A 21668-nucleotide genomic window follows, 5' to 3' on the forward strand; every position below is an offset into this window, starting at 1 on the left:
CCGACGATGACGTCGCACCCCAAGGTCTAGGTCAGGGCCGAGAACGCAGTACGCCAACCCGCAGATACAAGGAGCGGACGCATGCCCATCGCAACTCCCGAGGTCTACAACGAAATGCTGGACCGGGCGAAGGCAGGAAAGTTCGCCTACCCGGCCATCAACGTGACCTCCACCCAGACCCTGCACGCGGCCCTGCGCGGTTTCGCTGAGGCGGAGAGCGACGGCATCGTCCAGATCTCCACGGGTGGCGCCGAGTTCCTGGGCGGTCAGTACAGCAAGGACATGGTGACCGGCGCGGTCGCCCTGGCCGAGTTCGCGCACATCGTCGCCGAGAAGTACCCGGTGAACATCGCGCTGCACACGGACCACTGCCCGAAGGACAAGCTCGACGGGTACGTACGCCCGCTGCTGGCGCTCTCCAAGAAGCGCGTCGAGGCCGGCCTGGCCCCGCTGTTCCAGTCGCACATGTGGGACGGCTCCGCCGAGACCCTCGCCGACAACCTCTCCATCGCGCAGGAGCTGCTGGAGCAGGCCCGCGCTGCGAAGATCATCCTCGAGGTGGAGATCACCCCGACCGGTGGCGAGGAGGACGGCGTCTCCCACGAGATCAACGACTCCCTCTACACCACCGTCGACGACGCGATCCGCACCGCCGAGGCCCTGGGCCTGGGCGAGAAGGGCCGCTACCTGCTCGCCGCGTCCTTCGGCAACGTGCACGGCGTGTACAAGCCGGGCAACGTCGTCCTGCGTCCCGAGCTGCTGAAGGAGCTGAACGAGGGCGTCGCCGCCAAGTTCGGCAAGGCCTCCCCGTTCGACTTCGTCTTCCACGGCGGCTCCGGCTCCTCGGAGGAGGAGATCCGGACCGCCCTGGAGAACGGCGTGGTCAAGATGAACATCGACACGGACACGCAGTACGCCTTCACGCGCCCGGTCGCGGACCACATGTTCCGCAACTACGACGGCGTCCTGAAGGTCGACGGCGAGGTCGGCAACAAGAAGACCTACGACCCGCGCACCTGGGGCAAGCTGGCCGAGGCCTCCATGTCCGCGCGTGTCGTCGAGGCCTGCGGCCACCTGCGCTCGACCGGCACCAAGATCAAGTAAGTCCGTTCCGGATCACGCGTTCGAGCCCGGCACCTCTCCTGGTGCCGGGCTCTTCCGTATGCTCCCTGCATGCCCGATGTGCGGATCGCCTCGCCCCAGGGCCGGTGGATCCTGCTCACCACCGTCCTCGGCTCCAGCATGGCCCTGCTGGACTCGACCGTCGTCAATGTGGCGCTGCCCCGCATCGGCCGTGACCTTGACGCGGACATGGCGGCCCTCCAGTGGACCGTCAACGCGTACATGGTCACGCTGGCCGGGCTGATCCTGCTGGGCGGGGCGCTGGGCGACCGTTTCGGGCGCCGGAAGGTGTTCGTCGTCGGTGTGGTGTGGTTCGCGGTGGCGTCCTTGCTGTGCGGGATCGCGCCGAACGCCGGGGTGCTGATCGCCGCGCGTGCCCTGCAAGGGGTGGGCGGTGCCCTTCTCACACCGGGGTCGCTGGCGCTGATCCAGGCGTCCTTCCACCCGGACGACCGGGGACGCGCGGTGGGCCTGTGGTCCGGCTTCGGCGGGGTCGGGGCGGCGGTCGGGCCCTTCGTCGGCGGCTGGCTGGTGGACGGGCCGGGCTGGCGGTGGGTGTTCCTGCTGAACGTTCCGCTGGCCCTGCTGTGCGTGCCCGTGGCGCTGCGGCACGTGCCCGAGTCGGGCGGCGAGGGGGCCCGGGGCCGGTTCGACGTGCTGGGGGCGGTGCTGGGCGCGTCGGCGCTCGCGCTGCTGACGTACGCGTTGATCGAGGCGGCCGGTGCGGACAGCCTGGTGGTGGCGGGTACGGCGGTGGCGGGAGCGGTCGCGGCCGTGGCGTTCGTGGTCGTCGAGCGGCGGCGGTCCGAGCCGATGATGCCGCCGGACATCTTCTCCTCCCGCCAGTTCACCGCGGTCAACCTCGTCACGCTGTGCGTGTACGCGGCCCTCGGCGGATTCTTCTTCCTCGCCGCGCTTCAGCTCCAGGTGGTCGTGGGCTATTCGGCCCTCGCGGCCGGTACGGCGTTGCTGCCGACGACCGTGCTGATGCTGCTGCTGTCGGCGCGGTCCGGCGAGCTGGCCGACCGGATCGGGCCGCGGCTGCCGCTCACGGTGGGGCCGCTGCTGTGCGCCGCGGGGATGCTGCTGATGCTGCGGGTCGGGCCGGGGGCGTCGTACGTGGCCGACGTGCTGCCGGCGCTCATGGTGCTCGGGCTGGGCATGGTCACGCTGGTGGCGCCGCTGACGGCGACCGTGCTGGGGTCGGTGGACGTCTCCCGGGCGGGGCTGGCCAGCGGGATCAACAACGCGGCGGCCCGGGCGGCGGGGCTGGTGGCGGTGGCGGCGTTGCCGTTGCTGGCGGGGATGGGGGAGGAGGCGTACCGGGAGCCGGCCGCGTTCGACGCCGCCTTCGGGAAGTCGATGGCGTGGTGTGCGGGGGCGCTGGTGGTGGGGTCGGTCGTCGCGGCCGCGGCGGTACGGAGGCCGCCGCCGGGCTGCAAGCGGCCGGAGTGCCTGAGGCAGGGGGGTGTGACGGCACCGCCGCTGGAGGGGGAGCCGGTGCGGAAGCGGTTGTCCTAGGTGCGGGGGGTTTGTGCTGAGGCCGGGGCGTTGCGCAGCCCGGCGCGACGGGGTGCCGCTTCTTTGGGACGGGTGCCGCCCTGGGGGTACCTCCCAGGCCCTTAAGGCACTGGGGGAGGCACGACTGCCCGCAGCTCATGCCTGCGGCAGACTTGGGGCATGTCCATTCACGAGAACCTCCTCGGGGGCCCGCCCCCGACCCACCTCCCCGACGACCCCGGGCCACGGGAACTGCTCGCGTCGGGTACCGCGCCGGTCGACGTCGCCGCCGCGCACCCCACCTCCTCCCTCGCCTGGGCGCAGCTCGCCGACGAGGCGTACGAGCGGGGCGCGACCGTCGAGTCGTACGCGTACGCCCGCACGGGCTACCACCGCGGCCTGGACGCGCTGCGCCGCAGCGGCTGGAAGGGCCACGGCCCGGTCCCCTGGGAGCACGAGCCGAACCGCGGCTTCCTGCGTGCCCTGCACGCCCTCGCCCGTGCCGCACAGGCGATCGGCGAGCAGGAGGAGTACGAGCGCTGCTCCCAGTTCCTTAAGGACTCCTCGCCGACGGCGGCGCAGGTCCTGGGCTGACGGCGGTCCGTGTGTGAGGCCCGTCCGCCGAGCGGGCGGGCCTTGCGGTTCCGGGGGACGATTGCGGAGTATGCCCGTGGGGACCGGGGCCCCCGTGCCGGCATCGGCAGGGGCGGACCGCTACCCGGAGTTACAAAGCAGGAGACAGCGATGTCCCACGAGGCCCACGAGCCCGAGACCCCGCATCTCGATTTCCACGGCACGACGCCGTACGAGGACTACGTCAAGGCGGACGTCCTCACCCACCTCCAGCACACCCTCTCCGACGACCCCGGAGAGATGGTCTTCCTGGTCACGACCCAGGTGATGGAGCTGTGGTTCACCGTCATCGTCCACGAGTGGGAGACGGCGGCACACGCGCTGCGCGGCGACGACGTACCCACCGCGACCGCCGCGCTGAAGAGGTCCGTACGCGAGCTGGAGGCGCTCAACGCCTCCTGGAAGCCGCTCGGCCAGCTCACGCCGGCCCAGTTCAACTCGTACCGCAGCGCCCTCGGCGAGGGCTCCGGCTTCCAGTCGGCGATGTACCGGCGGATGGAGTTCCTGCTCGGCGACAAGTCCGCGTCCATGCTCGTCCCGCACCGGGGCGCGCCGCGCGTGCACGCCGAGCTGGAGAAGGCGCTGCACGAGCCGAGCCTGTACGACGAGGTGGTGCGGCTGCTCGCGCGGCGCGGGTACGACATCCCGCAGACCGTGCTGGGGCGTGACGTGTCGCAGCGCTACGAGCCGTCCTCGCAGGTGGAGGCCGCCTGGACGGCCGTCTACTCGGGTGACGAGAGCGACGAACTCGCCCGGCTCGGCGAGGCGTTGAGCGATGTCGCCGAGCTGGTGTGGCGCTGGCGCAACGACCACCTCGTCGCCACCCGCCGCGCGATGGGCGCCAAGACCGGCACGGGCGGCTCCGCCGGAGTGGCCTGGCTGGAGAAGCGGGCGCAGAAGCAGGTGTTCCCCGAGCTGTGGACGGCGCGGTCCTATGTCTGAACTCGCGATGCGCGCGGAGAAGCTGGACGCCGCCGACGACCTGCGCGGCAAGCGGGACGCCTTCCTTTTGGACGACGTGGTGTACCTCGACGGCAACTCGCTCGGCGCGCTGCCGGCCGTCGTCCCCGGGCGGGTCGAGGACGTCGTACGCCGCCAGTGGGGCGAGCTGCGCATCCGGTCCTGGGAGGAGAGCGGCTGGTGGACCGCGCCCGAGCGGATCGGTGACCGGATCGCCCCGCTGGTCGGGGCGGCGCCCGGGCAGGTCGTGGTGGGCGACTCGACAAGTGTCAACGTGTTCAAGGCACTCGTGGGTGCGGTGCGGATGGCCGGGGAGGGCCGCGACGAGATCATCGTCGATGCCACGACCTTCCCCACCGACGGCTATATCGCACAGTCCGCCGCCCGGATGACCGGCTGCACGCTGCGGCCGGTGGCACCGGCACAGGTGCCGGGCGCGCTGGGCGACCGGACCGCCGCCGTCCTCCTCAACCACGTCGACTACCGCACCGGCCGGCTGCACGACCTGCCGGCGCTGACGGCCGCCGTGCACGGGGCGGGCGCGTACGTCGTCTGGGACCTGTGCCACAGCGCGGGCGCGCTGCCGGTGGGGCTGGACGAGCACGGCGTGGATCTCGCGGTCGGCTGCACCTACAAGTACCTGAACGGCGGGCCGGGTTCACCGGCGTACCTGTACGTGCGCCGGGAGCTTCAGCACCGCTTCGACTCCCCGCTGCCCGGGTGGAACTCCCACGCCGAGCCGTTCGGGATGCGGAGCGGGTACGAGCCGGCACCCGGCGCCCTGCGCGGCCGGGTCGGCACGCCGGACATCCTCTCCATGCTCGCCCTGGAGGCGGCTCTGGAGGTGTGGGACGGGGTGCCGGTCGAGGCGGTGCGGGCCAAGTCGCTCGCGCTGACGGACTTCTTTTTGGAGTGCGTGGCCGCGTATGTGCCCGAGGGCAGGGTCGAGTGCCTGACGCCGGTGCCGCACGCGGAGCGGGGCAGCCAGATCGCCCTGCGCTGCGACGGGGCCGGTGACGTGATGAAACGGCTCATCGAGCGGGGTGTGGTCGGCGACTTCCGGGCGCCGGACGTGCTGCGCTTCGGCTTCACGCCGCTGTACGTGGGCTTCGCCGACGTGGAGCGGGCGGCGCGGGTGCTGGCTCAGACGCTGGGGTGAGTTCCCCGGGACGAACGGCCCCTGCCGCCGCGGGGGCCGTTCGGTCTTCACCCAGCGTGACATCCACGTGTCCGCCCACGTCACCTGCCTGATACCGTCCCGGCCAACGGCCGGATCCCCGCCTGGTCCGCCATCTACGTTTGATCGCTGAGAGGTTGGAGCATGACGGACGACGTCGCAGCAGCACGGGCCGCCGCCGAGGAGAAGTCGGCGTTCTCCCACGCGCCCGTCGCCCCCGACGCCACCGCCGCCTACGGCGACCACGCCGACCAGGTGATCGACTTCTACGCCCCGCGCCGGCAGGGCGGCCCGGGCGGGCCCGCCCCGGTCGTCCTCGTGCTGCACGGCGGTGCCTGGCGGGCGCCCTACGACCGCCGTCACATCAGCCCGTTCGCGGACTTCCTCGCCCGCCGCGGGTTCGCCGTGGCCAGTGCCGAGTACCGGCGCGGTCGTGACGACGACTCCGTCGCGGGCCGCTGGCCCGACACCTTCGACGACGTCGCGGCCGCGCTGGACGCCCTTCCGGCGCTCGTCCGGGAGCTGCTGCCGCAGGCCGACCCGCGCCGTACGGTCATCACCGGGCACTCGGCGGGCGGGCACCTCGCCCTGTGGGCCGCTGCCCGGCACGTCCTGCCGGCCGGCTCGCCCTGGCGCGCCGGCAGCCCGGCGGCTCTGCGCGGCGTGGTCGCCCTCGCCCCGATCGCGGACCTCGCGGTCGCCGACAAGCTGGACGTGTGCGGCGGTGCCGTACGACAACTCCTGGGCGGAGACGAGCACTTCGCCGAGCGGCAGCCGTACGCGGACCCGGCGCTGCTGCTGCCCACCGGCATCGCCACCACCCTCGTCCAGGGCCGCACGGATCTCGACGTGCCGCAGGTGGTCGCCGAGTCGTACGCGGACGCGGCGGCGAAGGCCGGGGAGATGGTGGGAGTGACGCTGCTGGAGGACGTGGGGCACTTCCCGCTCATCGACCCGGCGGCGGACGCGTGTGCCGTGGTGGTGGAGGAGATCGCGCAACTGGCTTGGTGAGAGGCCTTCTCGGGGTGCCTTCTCGGGGTGCTCATAGAGGCGACCCCGGTCATACCCGTAGTACCTGAGAGCCAGGCCGCAGGTGAGCTCCCCGGTGTGACGCGAACGACGAGTCCCGATCCGTAACTTCCCTTCCGTGCGGACCCGATGGCCGGGTGCGCCGGAGGGGGACGACCATGGGGTTCGCAGCGAAGTACCGCCGTGGGGGCGGCGGTCGGCACCGCGGCGGCCGATGGCGTCGAGCCGCGCTCGCCGGTCTCATCACCGGCGCGGTGGTGTTCCCTCTCTCCGCGTCGGGACGCCCGGAGATCCCCGCGCCGGCCCCCGCCTCCCTCGCACCCCTCAGCGCGTCGACGCTCGACGAGGCGTACGCGGCCAACCGTGCCAACGCCGCCGAAGCGGCCCGGATGGCCGCCGCCCACCAGGACCGGGACCGTGCCGCGACGGACCGCGCGCTGGCCACCCCGGCCCGGCGTCTCCTCGGGTTCGACGGCCGCGGCTCCGGCCGGGTGACGGAGGTCCTGGGCGACCTCGCCCGCGCCGACCGCATCGCCGTCCTGGTCCCCGGCTCCGACACGAGCCTCGACACCTACGGCCGGTTCCACACGGCGGCCGCCGCCCTGTACGGGCAGCTCGCCCGGCAGGCCCCCGCGGGCACGCGCACGGCGGTCGTGGCCTGGCTGGGCTACGAGACGCCGGGCACGGTCAGCGCGACGGTCACGACGACCGGCAGGGCGGAGCAGGCGGCCCCGCGGCTGCGCGCGCTCGTCACCGACCTGCGTGCCATAGCGGGCGGCGGACCGCGCATCTCGCTGCTGTGCCACTCGTACGGCTCGGTCGTCTGCGGCCGTGCCGCCGCCGGGCTCGCCGTCGACGACATCGCGCTGGTCGGCAGTCCCGGCACCGGCGCGGACTCCGCGGCCGCCCTGCACACCCGCGCCCGCGTCTGGGCGGCCCGCGGCGGCGACGACTGGGTGGAGAACATCCCGCACCTCAGCGCGGACCTGTTCGGCACCACCGTCGGCTTCGGCACCGACCCCGTCTCCCCGGCCTTCGGCGCCCGGGTCTTCGCGGCCGGCGACGGCGGCCACAGCGACTACTTCAGCCCCGGCTCGACCTCCCTGACCAACCTGACCCGGATCGTCCTGGGCGAGACCAAGGCGGTGACTCATGACTGACGTCGGAGTACTCGGAGTCCGAGGTGTCCGGCATGCGGTGCGCCGCGGCGCCGAACGCGTCGGCGCGGCCACCCCGGCCGGCCGCGACCGGGCCGTGGACGCGCTGCGCGCCGCCGCGGTCCTCGGTGTCGTCCTCGGGCACTGGCTGGTCACGGCCCTGGTCGCCGACAGCGGCACCCTGCGCACGGCGAGCCCCCTCCAGCACATGCCCTGGCTGACGCCCGTCTCCTGGATGTTCCAGACGCTCGCCGTGTTCTTCCTGGTCGGCGGGCATGTCGCCACACGCAGTCTGGCCTCGGCCCGGGCCCGGGGCATCCCGTACCACCACTGGCTGACGGCCCGGCTGACCCGGCTGTTCACACCGGTCGCCGCCGTCCTCACCCTGTGGACGATCGCCGCGCTCGCCCTGCTGCTGTCGGGTGCGGAGTTCGGGACGGTGCGGACGCTGGTGAAGCTGGCCCTGTCCCCGCTGTGGTTCCTCGTGGTGTTCGCGGCCCTGACGGCGGCGACCCCGCTGCTGACCCGGCTGAACCCGCTCTGGCCGCTGGCCGTCGTACTCCATGTGGACCTGCTGCGCTTCGGCCTCGGCGGCCCCTCCTGGCTGGGCTGGGTGAACGTGGCCGCGGGCTGGCTGGTGCCCTACACCCTGGGCGCGGCCTGGACCCGGGGCGAGCTGGAGCGCCGCCGCGCGGGCTGGATCCTGCTCGCCGGCGGTGCGGCGGCGACCGCCGGGCTCGTCGTGTGGGCGGGCTATCCGGCGTCGATGGTCGGCGTCCCGGGGGAGGGCATGTCCAACCTGGACCCGCCGACGCTGGCCGTCGTCACCTTCGGGCTGGCCCAGTGCGGCCTCGCCCTGCTGCTGCGCGAGCGGCTGCGGCGGGCGATGCGCCGGCCCGTGGCGTGGGCGGCGGTGGCCCTCGTCAACCTCTCCGCGATGACCGTCTTCCTGTGGCACCAGACGGCCCTGATGGCCACGACGGCCACCGGCCTCCTCGCGGGGCACTTCCCCGGCCTGCACACGGTGCCCGACAGCCTCGGCTGGGTCGGGGCCCGGCTGCTCTGGCTGCCCGTGTTCGCCCTGGTCCTCGCGGTCTGCTGGGCCGCCTTCCGGTCCTTCGAGCAGGGCGCGGGCGGCCGGGGCCGCAGGTCGCGGGTGGTGCGGGAGCACCGTCCGTCCGACCGGGGGACAGCGGTGGAGGCGCGCCATGTCTAGGCTGGGGCGCGTGACGGACACGGGGGTGGGCCGCGCGCTGCGGGCGCGCGTCAGGGGCTGGCTGCGGGTGCTGCGCGAGGACCTGTGGACTGCCCGGGCGGACCCGCTGCCGCCCTCCACCTGGCTGCGCTGGCTGCCGCACGGGCTGGTGTGCCTGGTCGCGTTCGGTGTCACCGTCGGCGCGGTGGGGCAGCTCGTCGACAACGGCGGGGTGGGTACGCAGATCGCCTTCCCACTCGGACTGGCGCAGGGCGGTGCCATGGTGCTCGCGCTGTGGCGGCCCATCCCGGCGTGGTGGCTCTCGACGGCGGCCATGCTGCTGGGCGCCCTCGAAGTGCGCCGCCAGCTGCTGGCCGGTGGCGCCCCCGACTTCACCTGGCCCTGGACGTCGGCGGGGATCATCGGACACATGGCGGTGCTGCTGCTGCTCGCCCTGCGGGTGCGCACCCGGGTGTCCGTCGAGGCGCTCGCGCTGACCGCGCTCCTCACCTACGTCGTCCAAGGGCTGCTGGGCGCGGGCGGCTATTCGTCCACCGGGGTGCTCGCGGTCACCCTGTTCGCCGTCGTCGTGGTCCTCGGCACCGCCCTGCGCGGCCGCCGCGAGGCCCGTGCGCAACTCGTCGAGCAGACCACGCTCACCGCCGAGGAGCGCACCCGGCGCACGCTGCTGGAGGAGCGCAGCCGCATAGCGCGGGAGCTGCACGACGTGGTGGCCCACCACATGTCGGTCATCTCCATACAGGCGCAGGTCGCCCCGCACCTGGTGGAGAACCCGCCCGACGAGCTCAAGGAGAACCTCGCCGGCATCCGGGAGAACGCCCTGGAGGCGCTGACCGAGCTGCGCCGCGTGCTGGGCGTGCTGCGCTCGGAGCACCCCGGGCCGGGGGAGCCCGCCGGCCCGGACGGCGACATCGCCGGCCATGCCCCGCAGCCCACCCTCGACCGGCTCGACGCGCTGGTGGAGAACACCCGGGCCGCCGGCCGCGAGGTCATCACCGAGATCAACGGCGAGCGGCGGCCGCTGCCGCCCGGCGTGGAGCTGTCCGCGTACCGGATCGTGCAGGAGGCGCTGAGCAACGTCCTGCGGCACGCGCCCGGCGCGAGCGCCAAGGTCCGTCTGACGTATCAGCCGGACGGGCTGGAGGTGGAGATAGTCAACTCCAGGCCGACCGGCCCCGCTCCGCCGTCGACGGGAGCGGGACACGGACTGCTCGGCATGCGGGAGCGGGTCGCGATGCTCGGCGGCACCATGACGGCGCACCCGTGGCACTGGGACGGCTTCAAGGTCACCGCGTTCCTCCCGGACGTCCCGCCCGCCGACGCCCCGGGCACCCATCACCCCACGGCCCCTTAGGAGGGACCTCATGACGAGCGGTACCGGCAAACCCATCCGGGTTCTCATCGTCGACGACCAGGCGATGGTCCGGCAGGGCTTCACCGTGCTGCTCGGCACCCAGCCCGACATAGAGGTCGTCGGCGACGCGAAGGACGGAGAGGGCGGTGTCGCGAAGGCCGCCGAGACCGCCCCGGACGTCGTCCTCATGGACATCCGCATGCCCGGGATCGGCGGCATCGAGGCCACCGAGCGCATCACGACCGCCCACCCGGACATCAGGGTGCTGGTGCTCACCACCTTCGACCTCGACGAGTACGTGTACGACGCGCTGCGCGCCGGAGCCTCCGGGTTCCTGCTGAAGGACGCGTCGTCGGAGCAGCTCGCCGAGGCGGTCCGGGTCATCGCGGCCGGCGACGCGCTGCTCGCCCCGGTCATCACCCGGAAGCTGATCGCCGAGTTCTCCCGGCTGGACGACCGGCCCCGCGCCCCGCTCAAGGAACGGATCGGTGACCTGACCGAGCGCGAGACGGAGGTGCTCGCCCTGATCGCGCAGGGCCTGTCGAACGCGGAGATCTCCAAGCACCTGTTCGTCGCCGAGCAGACGGTGAAGACCCACGTGGGCCGGATCCTGGTGAAGCTGGGCCTGAGGGACCGGACGCAGGCGGCGGTGTTCGCGTACGAGTCGGGGCTGGTCCGTCCGTCGGGGTACTGAAGCCGGGCCCCGGGGGCCCCGTAGTACCTGAGAGGGACGGTGTGGAACCCCTCTCACTGGGGACGACCGCGTCCCGGGGGGCGCATACCGTTCTGTACGTGACCGAGACGACTCACTCGCAGACCACGCCACCGGGGGGCGGGGCCAAGCCACGCAGCCCGGAGTACCGGCTGGCCGTGGACGCCCTGCGCGGGCTGCGGCAGGACCTCATCCACGACGCGTTCGCCTACCGCCAGCTGCCGCGCATGCGCGTCGACGGCCCCCTGACCAGGAGGCTGCCCGGCCGTCTGCGGGAGCTCGCGGCCTGGACGCCGCACGCCGTGATCTGCGCGGCCGCCCTGATCGCCCTGGCCATCGCCACGGTCGACCAGGGCATGGCCCTGGTGCTCGGCCTGCTCGCCGCGGTCCCGGTCCTGCTGACCCTGGTCCGCCCGGTCGGCGCGTTCTGGGTGTCCATGGCGGCCACCCCCCTGGCTCTCCCGTTCGGCGACGACTGGGGCGACTGGCCCTGGCTGCCGGGCAGCTTCGCCTGTCACCTGACGGTGCTGACGATCGTGGCCATACGCACCAGGCCGCGCACGGCCGCCTGGATGTGGGCGCTCACCGCGGCCTACGGCGTCCTCGCGGAGACGCTCTTCGGCACGGCGGGCCGCTACAGCACCAATACCGGCCCCATGCTGGTCGTCTCCGCGTTCGTCCTCCTTGCCGTGACCGTCTGGCACATCCGCCGGCACGCGGAGCAGGAGGTCACCGCCCAGCAGACGGTCACCGCGCACGAGCGCTCCCGCCGCACCCTGCTGGAGGAGCGCACGACGATCGCCCGCGAGCTGCACGACGTGGTCGCCCACCACATGTCGGTGGTCGCCATCCAGGCGGAGGCCGCGCCCTACCGGGTGGAGAACCCGCCGCCGGAGCTGGAGAAGGCCTTCGCCACGATCCGGGAGAACGCGGTGGCGGCCCTGACCGAGCTGCGCCGCGTCCTGGGCGTCGTCCGCGCCGAGGACTACGAGGCCCCGGACGCCCCGCAGCCCACGCTCGCCGACCTGGAAGGGCTGCTGGCCAATGTGCGGGAGGCCGGACTGGGCGTCGAGAAGGTGGTGACCGGCGCGGTCCGCGAGCTGCCGCAGGGCGTGGAGCTGTCGGCGTACCGGATCGTGCAGGAGGCCCTGAGCAACACCCTGCGGCACGCGCCCGGTGCGAGTGCCCGCGTCGAGATCGGGTACGTTCTCGGCGGCCTGGGCCTGCGCATAGTCAACGGCCCGCCGCCGAACCCGGGCCTGATCAAGCCCTCGCCGGGCGCCGGGCACGGCATCACGGGCATGCGGGAGCGCGTGACGATGCTGAACGGCGAGATGACGGCGGGCCAGACGGACGACGGAGGCTACGAGGTGGCGGTGTTCCTGCCGGTCGCCCTGCCGGACGAGGACGACGCATGACCATTCGCGTGCTGATCGCGGACGACCAGATGATGGTGCGCGAGGGCTTCTCGGTCCTGCTGAACGCGATGCCGGACATCGAGGTCGTCGGCGAGGCGGTGAACGGCCGGGAGGCCGTCGCGAAGGTCCGCGAACTCGCCCCGGACATCGTGCTGATGGACATCCGCATGCCCGAGCTGAACGGCATCGAGGCGACCCGCGAGATCGTCGCCGCCGACGGCGCGGCGAAGGTGCTGGTGCTCACCACCTTCGACCTCGACGAGTACGTCTACCAGGCGCTGCGCGCGGGAGCCTCCGGGTTCCTCCTCAAGGACGCCTCGGCCCGCCAGCTCGCCGACGGCGTGCGGGTCGTGGCCGCCGGTGAGGCCCTCCTGGCCCCCTCGGTGACCAGGCGCCTGATCACCGAGTTCTCCAAGCTCTCCGAGACCCCCCGCCTCATGCCCTCGGCGCAGGCGGCGTACGGCGACCTCACCGACCGGGAGACGGAGGTGCTGATCCTCATCGCGCAAGGCCTGTCGAACGCGGAGATCGCCGAGCGGCTGGTGGTCGCCGAGTCGACGATCAAGACGCATGTCAGCCGGATCCTGGTGAAGCTGGGCCTGAGGGACCGGACGCAGGCGGCGGTGTTCGCGTACGAGGCGCGGCTGGTGACGCCCGGCTAGCCGGGGGCACGTCGGAACACCCCTGGTCAGACAGGGGGGTGTGGGGCTAGCGTCCGTCCATGGCAGCTGTTTCCGACCTCGCGTTCGACCCGTGGGACCCGGCGTTCCTCGCCGACCCGTACCCCGCCTACGCCGAGCTGCGTGCCCGGGGCCGCGTGCACTACTACGAGCCCACGAACCAGTGGCTCGTCCCGCACCACGCGGACGTCTCGGCGCTGCTGCGCGACCGGCGCCTGGGCCGGACGTACCAGCACCGGTTCACGCACGAGGAGTTCGGCCGCACCGCGCCCCCGCCGGAGCAGGAGCCGTTCCACACGCTCAACGACCACGGGATGCTCGACCTGGAGCCGCCGGACCACACCCGGATCCGGCGCCTGGTGTCGAAGGCGTTCACACCGCGCACGGTGGAGCGGCTGAAGCCGTACGTGCGGGGTCTGGCGGACGAGCTGGCCTCGGCCCTGGCCGAAGCGGGCGGCGGCGACCTGCTGAAGGACGTCGCCGAGCCCCTCCCGGTGGCGGTGATCGCCGAGATGCTCGGCATCCCGGAGTCCGACCGGGCTCCGCTGCGCCCCTGGTCGGCGGACATCTGCGGGATGTACGAGCTGAACCCGTCCAGGGAGACGGCGGCGAAGGCGGTCAGGGCGTCGGTGGAGTTCTCCGACTACCTGCGCGAACTGATCGCGGCCCGCCGCAAGGAGCCGGGCGAGGACCTCGTCTCGGGCCTGATCGCGGCCCACGACGAGGGCGACCGCCTCACCGAACAGGAGATGATCTCCACCTGCGTCCTCCTCCTGAACGCCGGCCACGAGGCCACGGTGAACTCCACGGTCAACGGCTGGTACGCCCTGTTCCGCAACCCGTCCCAGCTGGAGCTGCTGCGCGCGGACCACACGCTCATCCCTTCCGCCGTGGAGGAGCTGATGCGCTACGACACCCCGCTCCAGCTCTTCGAGCGCTGGGTCCTGGACGAGATCGAGATCGCCGGCACGACGATCCCCCGCGGCGCGGAGATCGCCATGCTCTTCGGCTCCGCCAACCATGACCCGGCGGTGTTCGAGAACCCGTCCGCCCTCGACCTGACCCGCCGGGACAACCCCCACATCTCCTTCAGCGCCGGCATCCACTACTGCATCGGCGCACCCCTGGCCCGCATCGAACTGGCCGCCTCGATGGGGGCGCTGCTGGAGAGGGCACCGACGCTGCGACTGGCCGCCGAGCCGGAGAGGAAGCCGAACTTCGTGATCAGGGGGCTGGAGGGGCTGGCCGTGGAGGTGGGCTGATCACCCGTCCTGCGCTGATCACCCGTCCTGCTGATCGCTGGTGGAATCGACATCAGGTGATCATGTCCCGCCTCCGCAACCCCGCAAGCCCCGCGGCCACCAGCGCCACCGCCAGCCCGGTCAGCACCACCACCGGCCCCCACTCCATGGATCCTCCCGGCAGCTTCGGCAGATGCCCGAACGGCGAGAGGTCCAGCACCGCCTGCGGTACATCGAGCGCGGGGCCGACCCAGCCGATCAGCAGGACCGCCCCGGCCACGCCCCAGGCCGCCGCTGCCGCCCGGGGCAGCAGGCCGTGCAGCAGGACGGCGAGGCCGCCGATCACCCAGATCGCCGGCAGTTGCACCAGGCACGCTCCCAGGATCGGACCGGTCTCCCTGCCGTAGCCGGCGGCCAGGCCGAGGCCGGCCAGGAGCATGATGAGCGTCGAGCCGCCGAAGGCGATCACCAGGTGGCCCGCGGCCCAGCGCAGGCGTCCGACCGCGTTCGCCAGGACCGGTTCCGCCCGGCCGGAGGTCTCCTCGCCGTTGAGGCGGAGCACCGACGCCACGATGTACAGCGCCGCGACCAGCCCGAGCATGCCGACCATCGACGCCAGGAACGCGTCCGTCAGGCCGGACCGGCCGCCCATCCGCTCGAAGATGCGCCGGGCGTTCTCGTTGTCGCCGACCAGGTCGGCCGCGCCCTCGGTCATGCCGCCGTAGACGATCCCGGCGAGGAGGAAACCGATGCTCCAGCCCAGCACGCCGCCCCGCTGCAACCGCCAGGCCAGCGCCCCCGCGCTGCCCAGGCGCCCGGTCGCCGGGCCCGGCCGGGTGGGCAGGAAGCTCATGCCCAGGTCCCGGCGGCCGGCCAGCCCGTACGCCACCGCGCCCTGGACGAGGGCCGCCCCGGCGAGCAGCGCCAGCACCCACCAGCGTTCGTCCGCGTACGGGCGCAGGTTCTCCAGCCAGCCGAGCGGCGACACCCACGTCAGCACCGACGAGCCGTCGTCCGTCGCCGAGTCGCCCGCCGCGCGCAGCACGAACGCGGCGCCCAGCACCGCCGCCGTCAGCCCACGGGCCAGCCGCGCGCTCTCCGTGAGCTGGGCGACGATCGCCGCCATCGTGGCGAAGACCATCCCAACACCGGCGATGCCGAGTCCGAGAGCCAGTGCCCCGGCCGTGCCCTGACCGGCCAGGCCGGCCGTCAGCAGCAGCGCCAGCACCCCGTTCGCGACCGCCGCCGCCAGCAGGGCCGCCGTCAGGGAGGCCCGGCGGCCCACCATGCCGGACGCGACCAGCTCCTGACGGCCGCTCTCCTCCTCGTCCCGGGTGTGCCGTACGACGACCAGCAGGCTCATCACGGCGGCCAGGGCGCCCGCGTAGACGCCGGCCCGCCAGGCCGTCAGCGCGCCCAGCGAGTCGCCGAAGACCGGGCCGACCATCGCGCGCAGCGAGGAGTTGGTCTCCATCTGCCGGATCAGGTCGGCGCGTTCGGCCGGGGTGCCGTAGAGGCCCTCCAGGGTGTTCGGCATGGAGAGGACCATCAGGGCGTTCACCGCGATCCACACCGGGATCATCAGCCGGTCCCGGCGCAGGGCGAACCGCAGCAGCGTGCCGGTCCCGGCCAGCTGGCGTGAGCTGCCGGGCCGCACCGCGAAGGTCGTCATCGGGCGGCCGCCTCGTCCTGGTAGTGGCGCAGGAACAGTTCCTCCAGCGTCGGCGGCGTCGACGTCAGCGACCGTACGCCCGACTCGCTCAGGGACCGCAGGACGGCGTCCAGTCCGTCGGTGTCGACCTGGAGCCGCACCCGGCGCCCCTGCACGTCGAGGTCGTGGACGCCGGGCAGGCCCGCCAGCCCGTCGGGCGGGCCCGCGAGTTCGGCGACGACACTGGTGCGGGTCAGGTGGCGCAGGTCGGCGAGCGAACCGCTCTCGACCGTGCGGCCCTTGCGGATGATGCTCACCCGGTCGCACAGCTCCTCGACCTCGCTCAGGATGTGGGAGGAGAGCAGGATCGTGCGGCCCCGGTCGCGCTCTTCCGCCACACAGCGCTGGAAGACCTCCTCCATCAGCGGGTCCAGGCCCGAGGTCGGCTCGTCGAGGATCAGCAGGTCGACGTCGGAGGCGAACGCGGCGACCAGGGCGACCTTCTGCCGGTTGCCCTTGGAGTACGTGCGGCCCTTCTTGGTGGGGTCGAGTTCGAACCGCTCGATCAGCTCCGCGCGGCGCCGGGGGTCCAGTCCTCCGCGCAGCCTGCCGTACAGGTCGATGACCTCGCCGCCGGAGAGGTTGCGCCACAGCGTCACGTCCCCGGGGACGTACGCGATACGGCGGTGCACCTCCACCGCGTCCGTCCAGGGGTCGTGGCCGAGCACCTGGGCGGCGCCCGAGTCGGCGCGCAGCAGGCCGAGCAGGACCCGAATGGTGGTGGACTTGCCCGAGCCGTTGGGGCCGAGGAAGCCGTGGACCTCGCCGGAGGCGACCTCCAGGTCGAGCCCGTCGAGAGCGTGCGTCCGTCCGAAGGACTTGTGCAGTCCGGAGACGGTGATGGCCTTCGTCATGCTTCAGAACGTACGCTTCTTTCAGAAATTTGTGAAGTTAAGGAAGCCTATGAAGCGTGGATAGGATGAACCACATGACGGAATCAGCCAGCAGCGCGCGGGACACGGAGGCCGTGTCGAGGTTCGTCGAGTCCTTCGCGGCGCAGCTCGTCGAGGCTGGGATGCAGAGGATGCCCGCCCGGGTCTTCGCCGCGCTCCTCTCCTCGGACGAGGGCTCGATGACCTCGGCCGAGCTGGGCGAACAGCTCCGGATCAGTCCCGCGGCGGTGTCCGGGGCGGTGCGCTACCTGGCCCAGACGCACATGGTCTCGCGCGAACGGGAGCCCGGCTCACGCCGTGAGCGCTACCGCGTCCACGGCAACCAGTGGTACGAGGCACTGACCAACCGCGAGGCCGTCATCAAACGCTGGGAAGGCGCCCTGCGCGAGGGCGTCACCAGCCTCGGCGCCGACACCCCGGCCGGCCGCCGCATGGCCGAAACGCTCGCGTTCTTCGAGTTCATCGAGACCGAGATCGTGGAGATGATGGAGCGCTGGCGCGTGCACCGGGAGAAGAAGTTCGGGCAGGAATGACGAGCGGCCGCGGCTCACGGCGCCGCCGGCACCGTCAGCCCCCAGGCCCCCTCCCGGACCACCCACGTCCGGGTCCGTACCGGCCCCGACACCACCGTGTCCGCCCGGTAGCGGAAGTGGGCACCCGACACCGTCACCGTCCGGCCCTCCGCGAGCAGGGGTGAGGCCTCGGCGCCCACCGACACCGGGCGGACCTCCACCGAGGCCACCCCGGAGGCCGAGGGCGACACCGACACCGCCTCGACCGGCTGGTTCAGGTCGACGAGGGTTTCGCCGTCGACCTCGACGCGCAGCCGGGAGGGGCCGGGCTCGGGAGCGGAGGCGAGCCGGGACGGGCGGGCGGCCGGGACCAGGGTGCGCACCAGGGACTGGCAGGTCCGCAGCCAGGGGCGGCCCGGCGCGACCTCGTCCGGCGCGTCCGGGCCGGCCTGCAACGGCGGTATCCGCAGCGCGCCGAGCACCACCCCGTCACTGTCGTCGACCATCAGGTCCATCCGCCGCTCGACCCCGTCGAGCACCGCCCGAGCCGCCGCCACCGTCCCGGTCGGCACCCCCAGCGACCGGGCGAGGGACAGCACGCCCCCGACCGGTATCACCGACAGCGCGCATCCGGTCAGCTCCCGATGCCGGTGCAGCAGCGACACCGCGCGGATCAGGGCCCGGTCGTCGCCGACCACGACCGGGCGCCGCGAGCCCCGCCGGGCCAGCGCCCGGGCGAACTCCTCCGGCCCCTCCGGCAGGCACAGCTTCACGGTCGCACCCGCTCCGAGCACGTCTTTCGCTATCCGGACGGACTCGCCGTCCGACCTACGGGCGACCGGGTCGATGACCACCAGGAGCTGCTCGGATGTCGCGGAAGTCGCCACCTCGGCCATGCCTCGCTTCCTCGGGTAGCATCTTTGTGCAAGAGCCCCTTGCGCTATTGCGCCAGGGGCTTCGTCTATTCCGGGGCATCCGGTCCGACGGTTGGCGGCCAACGGCGGTCGCGGTGTACGCGGCTTCATACCTCCGCGTTCGCCCTCGACCATGGACATGCCCCACCCGGAAGGGGTGTACGCGCGTGCCCGCACTTGTGCTGCTCGGTGCTCAGTGGGGTGACGAAGGCAAGGGAAAGGCCACCGACCTGCTCGGTGGATCCGTGGACTATGTAGTGCGCTACCAGGGCGGCAACAACGCCGGCCACACGGTGGTCGTCGGAGACCAGAAGTACGCACTGCACCTCCTCCCTTCCGGAATCCTGTCCCCCGGCTGCACGCCGGTCATCGGTAACGGTGTCGTCGTCGACCCGTCGGTCCTGCTCTCCGAGCTGAGCGGTCTGAACGAGCGTGGTGTCGACACCTCCAAGCTCCTCCTCAGCGGTAACGCGCACATCATCACGCCGTACAACGTCACGGTCGACAAGGTGACGGAGCGCTTCCTCGGCAAGCGGAAGATCGGCACGACCGGGCGCGGCATCGGACCGACCTACGCCGACAAGATCAACCGTGTCGGCATCCGCGTGCAAGACCTGTACGACGAGTCGATCCTCACGCAGAAGGTCGAGGCGGCCCTCGACGTCAAGAACCAGATCCTCACCAAGCTCTACAACCGGCGCGCGATGGCCGTCGACCAGGCCGTCGAGGAGCTGCTGGGCTACGCCGACAAGCTCGCGCCGTACGTCGCCGACACCGTCCTGGTCATCAACCAGGCGCTGGAGGAGGACAAGGTCGTCCTGTTCGAGGGCGGCCAGGGCACGCTCCTCGACATCGACCACGGCACGTATCCCTTCGTCACCTCCTCCAACCCGACCGCGGGCGGCGCCTGCACGGGCGCGGGTGTCGGTCCGACGAAGATCAGCCGCGTCATCGGCATCCTCAAGGCCTACACGACCCGTGTCGGCGCGGGCCCGTTCCCGACGGAGCTCTTCGACGAGGACGGCGAGGCGCTGCGCCGCATCGGCGGCGAGCGTGGCGTCACCACCGGCCGTGACCGCCGCTGCGGCTGGTTCGACGCGGTCATCGCCCGCTACGCGACCCGCGTGAACGGCCTGACCGACTTCTTCCTCACCAAGCTCGACGTCCTCACCGGCTGGGAGCAGATCCCGGTCTGCGTGGCGTACGAGATCGACGGCAAGCGCGTCGAGGAGCTCCCGTACTCCCAGACCGACTTCCACCACGCGAAGCCGGTCTACGAGATGCTGCCGGGCTGGAGCGAGGACATCAGCAAGGCCAAGTCCTTCTCCGACCTGCCGAAGAACGCCCAGAACTACGTCAAGGCGCTGGAGGAAATGTCCGGCGCCCCGATCTCCGCGATCGGCGTGGGCCCGGGCCGGGACGAGACGATCGAGATCAACTCGTTCCTGTAGGCCGCACGGCCGTCAGCGCTCCCTCACCGGCGCCCCGCGCGGGCGCCGGTGATCGGGCTTAGGCTGAAAGTCCTAGCCCGCGTGCGTCGACGAGAAGAAGGTGAGTGCGATGCGCGTCATGCTCAAGGCCTCCATGGACACGGAGAAGGCCAACGAAGCCATCCGGAACGGCACCTTGGGGAAGCTGATCCAGGAGTCACTGGAACAGATCAAGCCCGAAGCGGCCTACTTCACCTCCGAGCACGGCAAGCGCACGGCCTTCCTGTTCTTCGACATGCAGGACAGCTCGCAGATGCCGGTGCTCAGCGAGCCCTTCTTCCTCCAGCTCAACGCGGAGGTCACCTACACGCCGGTGATGAACGTGGAGGACGTCCAGAAGGGCCTCTCCCAGCTCGGACGCTGAGCCCCGCGGTTCAGCTGAACACGATCATCGACCCCTGGGCCAGACTCCGCGTCACGGCCGCGTGCAGACCCAGCCAGACGTGGCGTTCCCGGGCGAAGGGGCTCGGATCGTACGGGGCCGGCACGGCGGGTTCCTCCAGTTCCGTGGGCACGAGCGGCGGTTGTGGCGCGGCCGGCGGGTTGGCCGGGTCGATCCCGATGACGGGGGCGACCACCTCCAGCTCCCGCAGCAGGGCGTGCGAGGAGCCCAGCGGACCGCCGCCCGCGAGGAGCTCGTCGTCGGCGAGCGGGCTGGGGAAGTCGACGGGGACGTAGGCACCCGCGTGGTCGTAGTGCCAGACGAGGTGCGACTGCTGGGCCGTCGACTCGAACATCTCCAGCAACTGCTCGTAGTCGCCGCCGAGTTCGTCCACAGGCGTCACCGGCAGGCCGCACACCTGGAGCAGGTAGGCGCGGCGCAGGAAGTGCAGCGCGTCGTAGTCGAAGCCCGCCACCGGGGCGACGTCGCCCGACAGGCCCGGCATGTACTGGTACACCGGCACCGGCGGCAGCCCCGCCTCGGCGAGCACCTTGTTGTATTGCGCGAGTTCCTCGGCGAACGGATTGTCCGGCGTGTGGCACAACACGTCGACGAGCGGTACCAGCCACAGGTCACAGGCCAAAGAAGGCTCCTCGCTCAGCTCGGTGGGTCGGGTGGCACGGTGGTCAGGGAAGGGTATCGGTGCGGCACGAAAAGCGGCTCCCGCCGTGCATGTCCCATACCCACACGGACAGATGCGACGCAGGTCATCCCGAGGCGAGGCGTTCGATCAGGGCGACGGAGTGGGCGTTGTAGCCGGCGATGATCGACCGGGCGGTGTCGTTGTCGCGGGCGATCAGGGCGTCGACCAGTTCGGTGTGCCCGGCCCAGAGCTCGCCGCGCAGGTCGGTGATCCGGCGCAGGTACTGCACCGCGCAGACCCAGGTCTGTACGCGCAGCCGGTTCAGGAAGTCGGCGAGGTAGGGGTTGCCGAAACAGGCACCGAGCTCGCGCCAGAAGCGCAGGTCGTAGCCGATGAGGACGGTGAGGTCACCGGCGGCGGCGGCCCGCTGCGCCTCCTCGCCGCGCCTGCGGACCCCGGCGACGACGGCGGCGGCCCGGGGATCGTCCGGCCGCACGGCGCCGGGATGCCCCTCGGTCAGCGCCAGGAACATCCCCTCGATGACCAGGCCGCGCGCCTCGATCATGCCGCGGAAGTCGTCGACCGAGTACTCGTGGACGCGGAAGCCGCGGTGCTGGTCGGCGTCGAGGAGCCCCTGCGCGGAGAGGTCGACCAGCGCCTCGCGGACCGGCGTGGCGGACACCCCGTACTGCTCGGCGATCTCCTTGACCGTGAACTCCTGCCCCGGCTGGAGCCGACCCGCCAGCACCTCGTCACGAAGCGCGTCGGCGATCTGCTGCCTCAGGGTGCTGCGCGTCACGGCGCCGTTGCCGGAGCTGCGGGGCATGGTCAGGGCGTCTCCCTCGTCGCGTTCGGGTGGCGTGCACGTATATGTCTACGGCCACGCCACCTTACGCGTTCGAACGAGGAGTGAGGCGGTCGCCT

The 21668-nt window shown here is 72.2% G+C and carries 21 protein-coding genes; 16 read left to right on the top strand and 5 right to left on the bottom strand.

What is annotated here, in order from left to right; all coding sequences use genetic code 11:
• Window positions 1-81 precede the first annotated feature (81 nt).
• From fbaA to CP976_RS23595, 13 genes are all read left to right on the top strand, one after another.
• The gene (fbaA, locus tag CP976_RS23535) at window positions 82-1104 is read left to right on the top strand and encodes a class II fructose-bisphosphate aldolase (protein WP_150482161.1); all 1023 of its coding nucleotides are present in this window, start codon (window positions 82-84) and stop codon (window positions 1102-1104) included.
• Between the two features lie 69 nt (window positions 1105-1173).
• A complete protein-coding gene (locus tag CP976_RS23540; protein ID WP_150482162.1) occupies window positions 1174-2643 on the top strand; it encodes an MFS transporter in 1470 nt (489 codons plus the stop codon).
• A gap of 159 nt (window positions 2644-2802) precedes the next feature.
• Entirely contained in the window at window positions 2803-3216 is a 414-nt protein-coding gene (locus CP976_RS23545; protein ID WP_150482163.1) for a DUF3151 domain-containing protein, read from the top strand.
• A 150-nt stretch (window positions 3217-3366) separates the two neighbouring features.
• Window positions 3367-4197: a tryptophan 2,3-dioxygenase family protein gene (locus CP976_RS23550; protein WP_150482164.1), complete on the top strand. Its 831-nt coding sequence runs from the start codon at window positions 3367-3369 to the stop codon at window positions 4195-4197.
• Window positions 4190-5374, top strand: coding sequence for a kynureninase (kynU, locus tag CP976_RS23555; RefSeq protein ID WP_150482165.1), 1185 nt, complete (start codon window positions 4190-4192; stop codon window positions 5372-5374). The genes CP976_RS23550 and kynU overlap by 8 nt, the downstream gene beginning before the upstream one ends.
• A gap of 162 nt (window positions 5375-5536) precedes the next feature.
• Entirely contained in the window at window positions 5537-6403 is an 867-nt protein-coding gene (locus tag CP976_RS23560; RefSeq protein WP_150482166.1) for an alpha/beta hydrolase, read from the top strand.
• Window positions 6404-6579: 176 nt separating this feature from the next.
• Window positions 6580-7581 carry an alpha/beta hydrolase gene (locus CP976_RS23565; RefSeq protein WP_150482167.1) on the top strand — a complete coding sequence of 334 codons (1002 nt, stop codon included), beginning with the start codon at window positions 6580-6582 and terminating at the stop codon, window positions 7579-7581.
• Window positions 7574-8794: an acyltransferase family protein gene (locus CP976_RS23570; RefSeq protein ID WP_150482168.1), complete on the top strand. Its 1221-nt coding sequence runs from the start codon at window positions 7574-7576 to the stop codon at window positions 8792-8794. The genes CP976_RS23565 and CP976_RS23570 overlap by 8 nt, the downstream gene beginning before the upstream one ends.
• Complete coding sequence (locus CP976_RS23575) at window positions 8787-10148, top strand: sensor histidine kinase (protein ID WP_150482169.1); 1362 nt, start codon at window positions 8787-8789, stop codon at window positions 10146-10148. The genes CP976_RS23570 and CP976_RS23575 overlap by 8 nt, the downstream gene beginning before the upstream one ends.
• 10 nt (window positions 10149-10158) lie before the next feature.
• Window positions 10159-10842 (top strand): response regulator, encoded by a 684-nt coding sequence (locus CP976_RS23580; protein WP_150482170.1) that lies wholly within the window; start codon window positions 10159-10161, stop codon window positions 10840-10842.
• A gap of 98 nt (window positions 10843-10940) precedes the next feature.
• Window positions 10941-12278 (top strand): sensor histidine kinase, encoded by a 1338-nt coding sequence (locus CP976_RS23585; protein ID WP_190146856.1) that lies wholly within the window; start codon window positions 10941-10943, stop codon window positions 12276-12278.
• Entirely contained in the window at window positions 12275-12940 is a 666-nt protein-coding gene (locus CP976_RS23590) for a response regulator (RefSeq protein WP_150482171.1), read from the top strand. Before CP976_RS23585 ends, CP976_RS23590 begins: the two co-directional genes overlap by 4 nt.
• Window positions 12941-12999: 59 nt before the next feature.
• Window positions 13000-14220, top strand: a complete 1221-nt coding sequence (locus CP976_RS23595; RefSeq protein ID WP_150482172.1) for a cytochrome P450 — start codon at window positions 13000-13002, stop codon at window positions 14218-14220.
• 52 nt (window positions 14221-14272) lie between these two features.
• Here the strand turns inward: CP976_RS23595 and CP976_RS23600 are convergent, their stop codons facing one another.
• Window positions 14273-15871, bottom strand: coding sequence for an ABC transporter permease (locus CP976_RS23600; RefSeq protein ID WP_150482173.1), 1599 nt, complete (start codon window positions 15869-15871; stop codon window positions 14273-14275).
• Window positions 15868-16764, bottom strand: coding sequence for an ABC transporter ATP-binding protein (locus tag CP976_RS23605; protein WP_150482174.1), 897 nt, complete (start codon window positions 16762-16764; stop codon window positions 15868-15870). The genes CP976_RS23600 and CP976_RS23605 overlap by 4 nt, the downstream gene beginning before the upstream one ends.
• Before the next feature lie 74 nt (window positions 16765-16838).
• On the opposite strand from CP976_RS23605, the gene CP976_RS23610 reads away from it, so the two are divergent.
• The gene (locus CP976_RS23610; RefSeq protein ID WP_150482175.1) at window positions 16839-17336 is read left to right on the top strand and encodes a GbsR/MarR family transcriptional regulator; all 498 of its coding nucleotides are present in this window, start codon (window positions 16839-16841) and stop codon (window positions 17334-17336) included.
• Window positions 17337-17350: 14 nt separating this feature from the next.
• On the opposite strand, the gene CP976_RS23615 is transcribed toward CP976_RS23610, so the two are convergent.
• On the bottom strand, window positions 17351-18211 hold the full coding sequence (locus tag CP976_RS23615; RefSeq protein ID WP_150482176.1) for a diacylglycerol kinase family protein: 861 nt from the start codon (window positions 18209-18211) through the stop codon (window positions 17351-17353).
• Window positions 18212-18396: 185 nt separating this feature from the next.
• Here CP976_RS23615 and CP976_RS23620 point away from each other — a divergent pair, with 185 nt between their 5' ends.
• Both CP976_RS23620 and CP976_RS23625 read left to right on the top strand, forming a co-directional pair.
• A complete protein-coding gene (locus CP976_RS23620; RefSeq protein ID WP_150482177.1) occupies window positions 18397-19680 on the top strand; it encodes an adenylosuccinate synthase in 1284 nt (427 codons plus the stop codon).
• Between the two features lie 109 nt (window positions 19681-19789).
• A complete protein-coding gene (locus CP976_RS23625) occupies window positions 19790-20083 on the top strand; it encodes a hypothetical protein (protein ID WP_150482178.1) in 294 nt (97 codons plus the stop codon).
• A 10-nt stretch (window positions 20084-20093) separates the two neighbouring features.
• Here the strand turns inward: CP976_RS23625 and CP976_RS23630 are convergent, their stop codons facing one another.
• A complete protein-coding gene (locus CP976_RS23630; RefSeq protein ID WP_086604371.1) occupies window positions 20094-20744 on the bottom strand; it encodes a phospholipase D-like domain-containing protein in 651 nt (216 codons plus the stop codon).
• A gap of 124 nt (window positions 20745-20868) precedes the next feature.
• Window positions 20869-21570 (bottom strand): GntR family transcriptional regulator, encoded by a 702-nt coding sequence (locus tag CP976_RS23635; RefSeq protein WP_150482179.1) that lies wholly within the window; start codon window positions 21568-21570, stop codon window positions 20869-20871.
• Between the last annotated feature and the right edge of the window lie 98 nt (window positions 21571-21668).

The organism is Streptomyces coeruleorubidus (assembly GCF_008705135.1).
Taxonomy (GTDB): domain Bacteria; phylum Actinomycetota; class Actinomycetes; order Streptomycetales; family Streptomycetaceae; genus Streptomyces; species Streptomyces coeruleofuscus.

Coding starts and splice junctions, on each gene's coding strand:
- fbaA (WP_150482161.1), top strand. CDS start 82: ATGCCCATCGCAACTCCCGAGGTCTACAACGAAATGCTGGACCGGGCG.
- CP976_RS23540 (WP_150482162.1), top strand. CDS start 1,174: ATGCCCGATGTGCGGATCGCCTCGCCCCAGGGCCGGTGGATCCTGCTC.
- CP976_RS23545 (WP_150482163.1), top strand. CDS start 2,803: ATGTCCATTCACGAGAACCTCCTCGGGGGCCCGCCCCCGACCCACCTC.
- CP976_RS23550 (WP_150482164.1), top strand. CDS start 3,367: ATGTCCCACGAGGCCCACGAGCCCGAGACCCCGCATCTCGATTTCCAC.
- kynU (WP_150482165.1), top strand. CDS start 4,190: ATGTCTGAACTCGCGATGCGCGCGGAGAAGCTGGACGCCGCCGACGAC.
- CP976_RS23560 (WP_150482166.1), top strand. CDS start 5,537: ATGACGGACGACGTCGCAGCAGCACGGGCCGCCGCCGAGGAGAAGTCG.
- CP976_RS23565 (WP_150482167.1), top strand. CDS start 6,580: ATGGGGTTCGCAGCGAAGTACCGCCGTGGGGGCGGCGGTCGGCACCGC.
- CP976_RS23570 (WP_150482168.1), top strand. CDS start 7,574: ATGACTGACGTCGGAGTACTCGGAGTCCGAGGTGTCCGGCATGCGGTG.
- CP976_RS23575 (WP_150482169.1), top strand. CDS start 8,787: ATGTCTAGGCTGGGGCGCGTGACGGACACGGGGGTGGGCCGCGCGCTG.
- CP976_RS23580 (WP_150482170.1), top strand. CDS start 10,159: ATGACGAGCGGTACCGGCAAACCCATCCGGGTTCTCATCGTCGACGAC.
- CP976_RS23590 (WP_150482171.1), top strand. CDS start 12,275: ATGACCATTCGCGTGCTGATCGCGGACGACCAGATGATGGTGCGCGAG.
- CP976_RS23595 (WP_150482172.1), top strand. CDS start 13,000: ATGGCAGCTGTTTCCGACCTCGCGTTCGACCCGTGGGACCCGGCGTTC.
- CP976_RS23600 (WP_150482173.1), bottom strand. CDS start 15,871: ATGACGACCTTCGCGGTGCGGCCCGGCAGCTCACGCCAGCTGGCCGGG.
- CP976_RS23605 (WP_150482174.1), bottom strand. CDS start 16,764: ATGACGAAGGCCATCACCGTCTCCGGACTGCACAAGTCCTTCGGACGG.
- CP976_RS23610 (WP_150482175.1), top strand. CDS start 16,839: ATGACGGAATCAGCCAGCAGCGCGCGGGACACGGAGGCCGTGTCGAGG.
- CP976_RS23615 (WP_150482176.1), bottom strand. CDS start 18,211: ATGGCCGAGGTGGCGACTTCCGCGACATCCGAGCAGCTCCTGGTGGTC.
- CP976_RS23625 (WP_150482178.1), top strand. CDS start 19,790: ATGCGCGTCATGCTCAAGGCCTCCATGGACACGGAGAAGGCCAACGAA.
- CP976_RS23635 (WP_150482179.1), bottom strand. CDS start 21,570: ATGCCCCGCAGCTCCGGCAACGGCGCCGTGACGCGCAGCACCCTGAGG.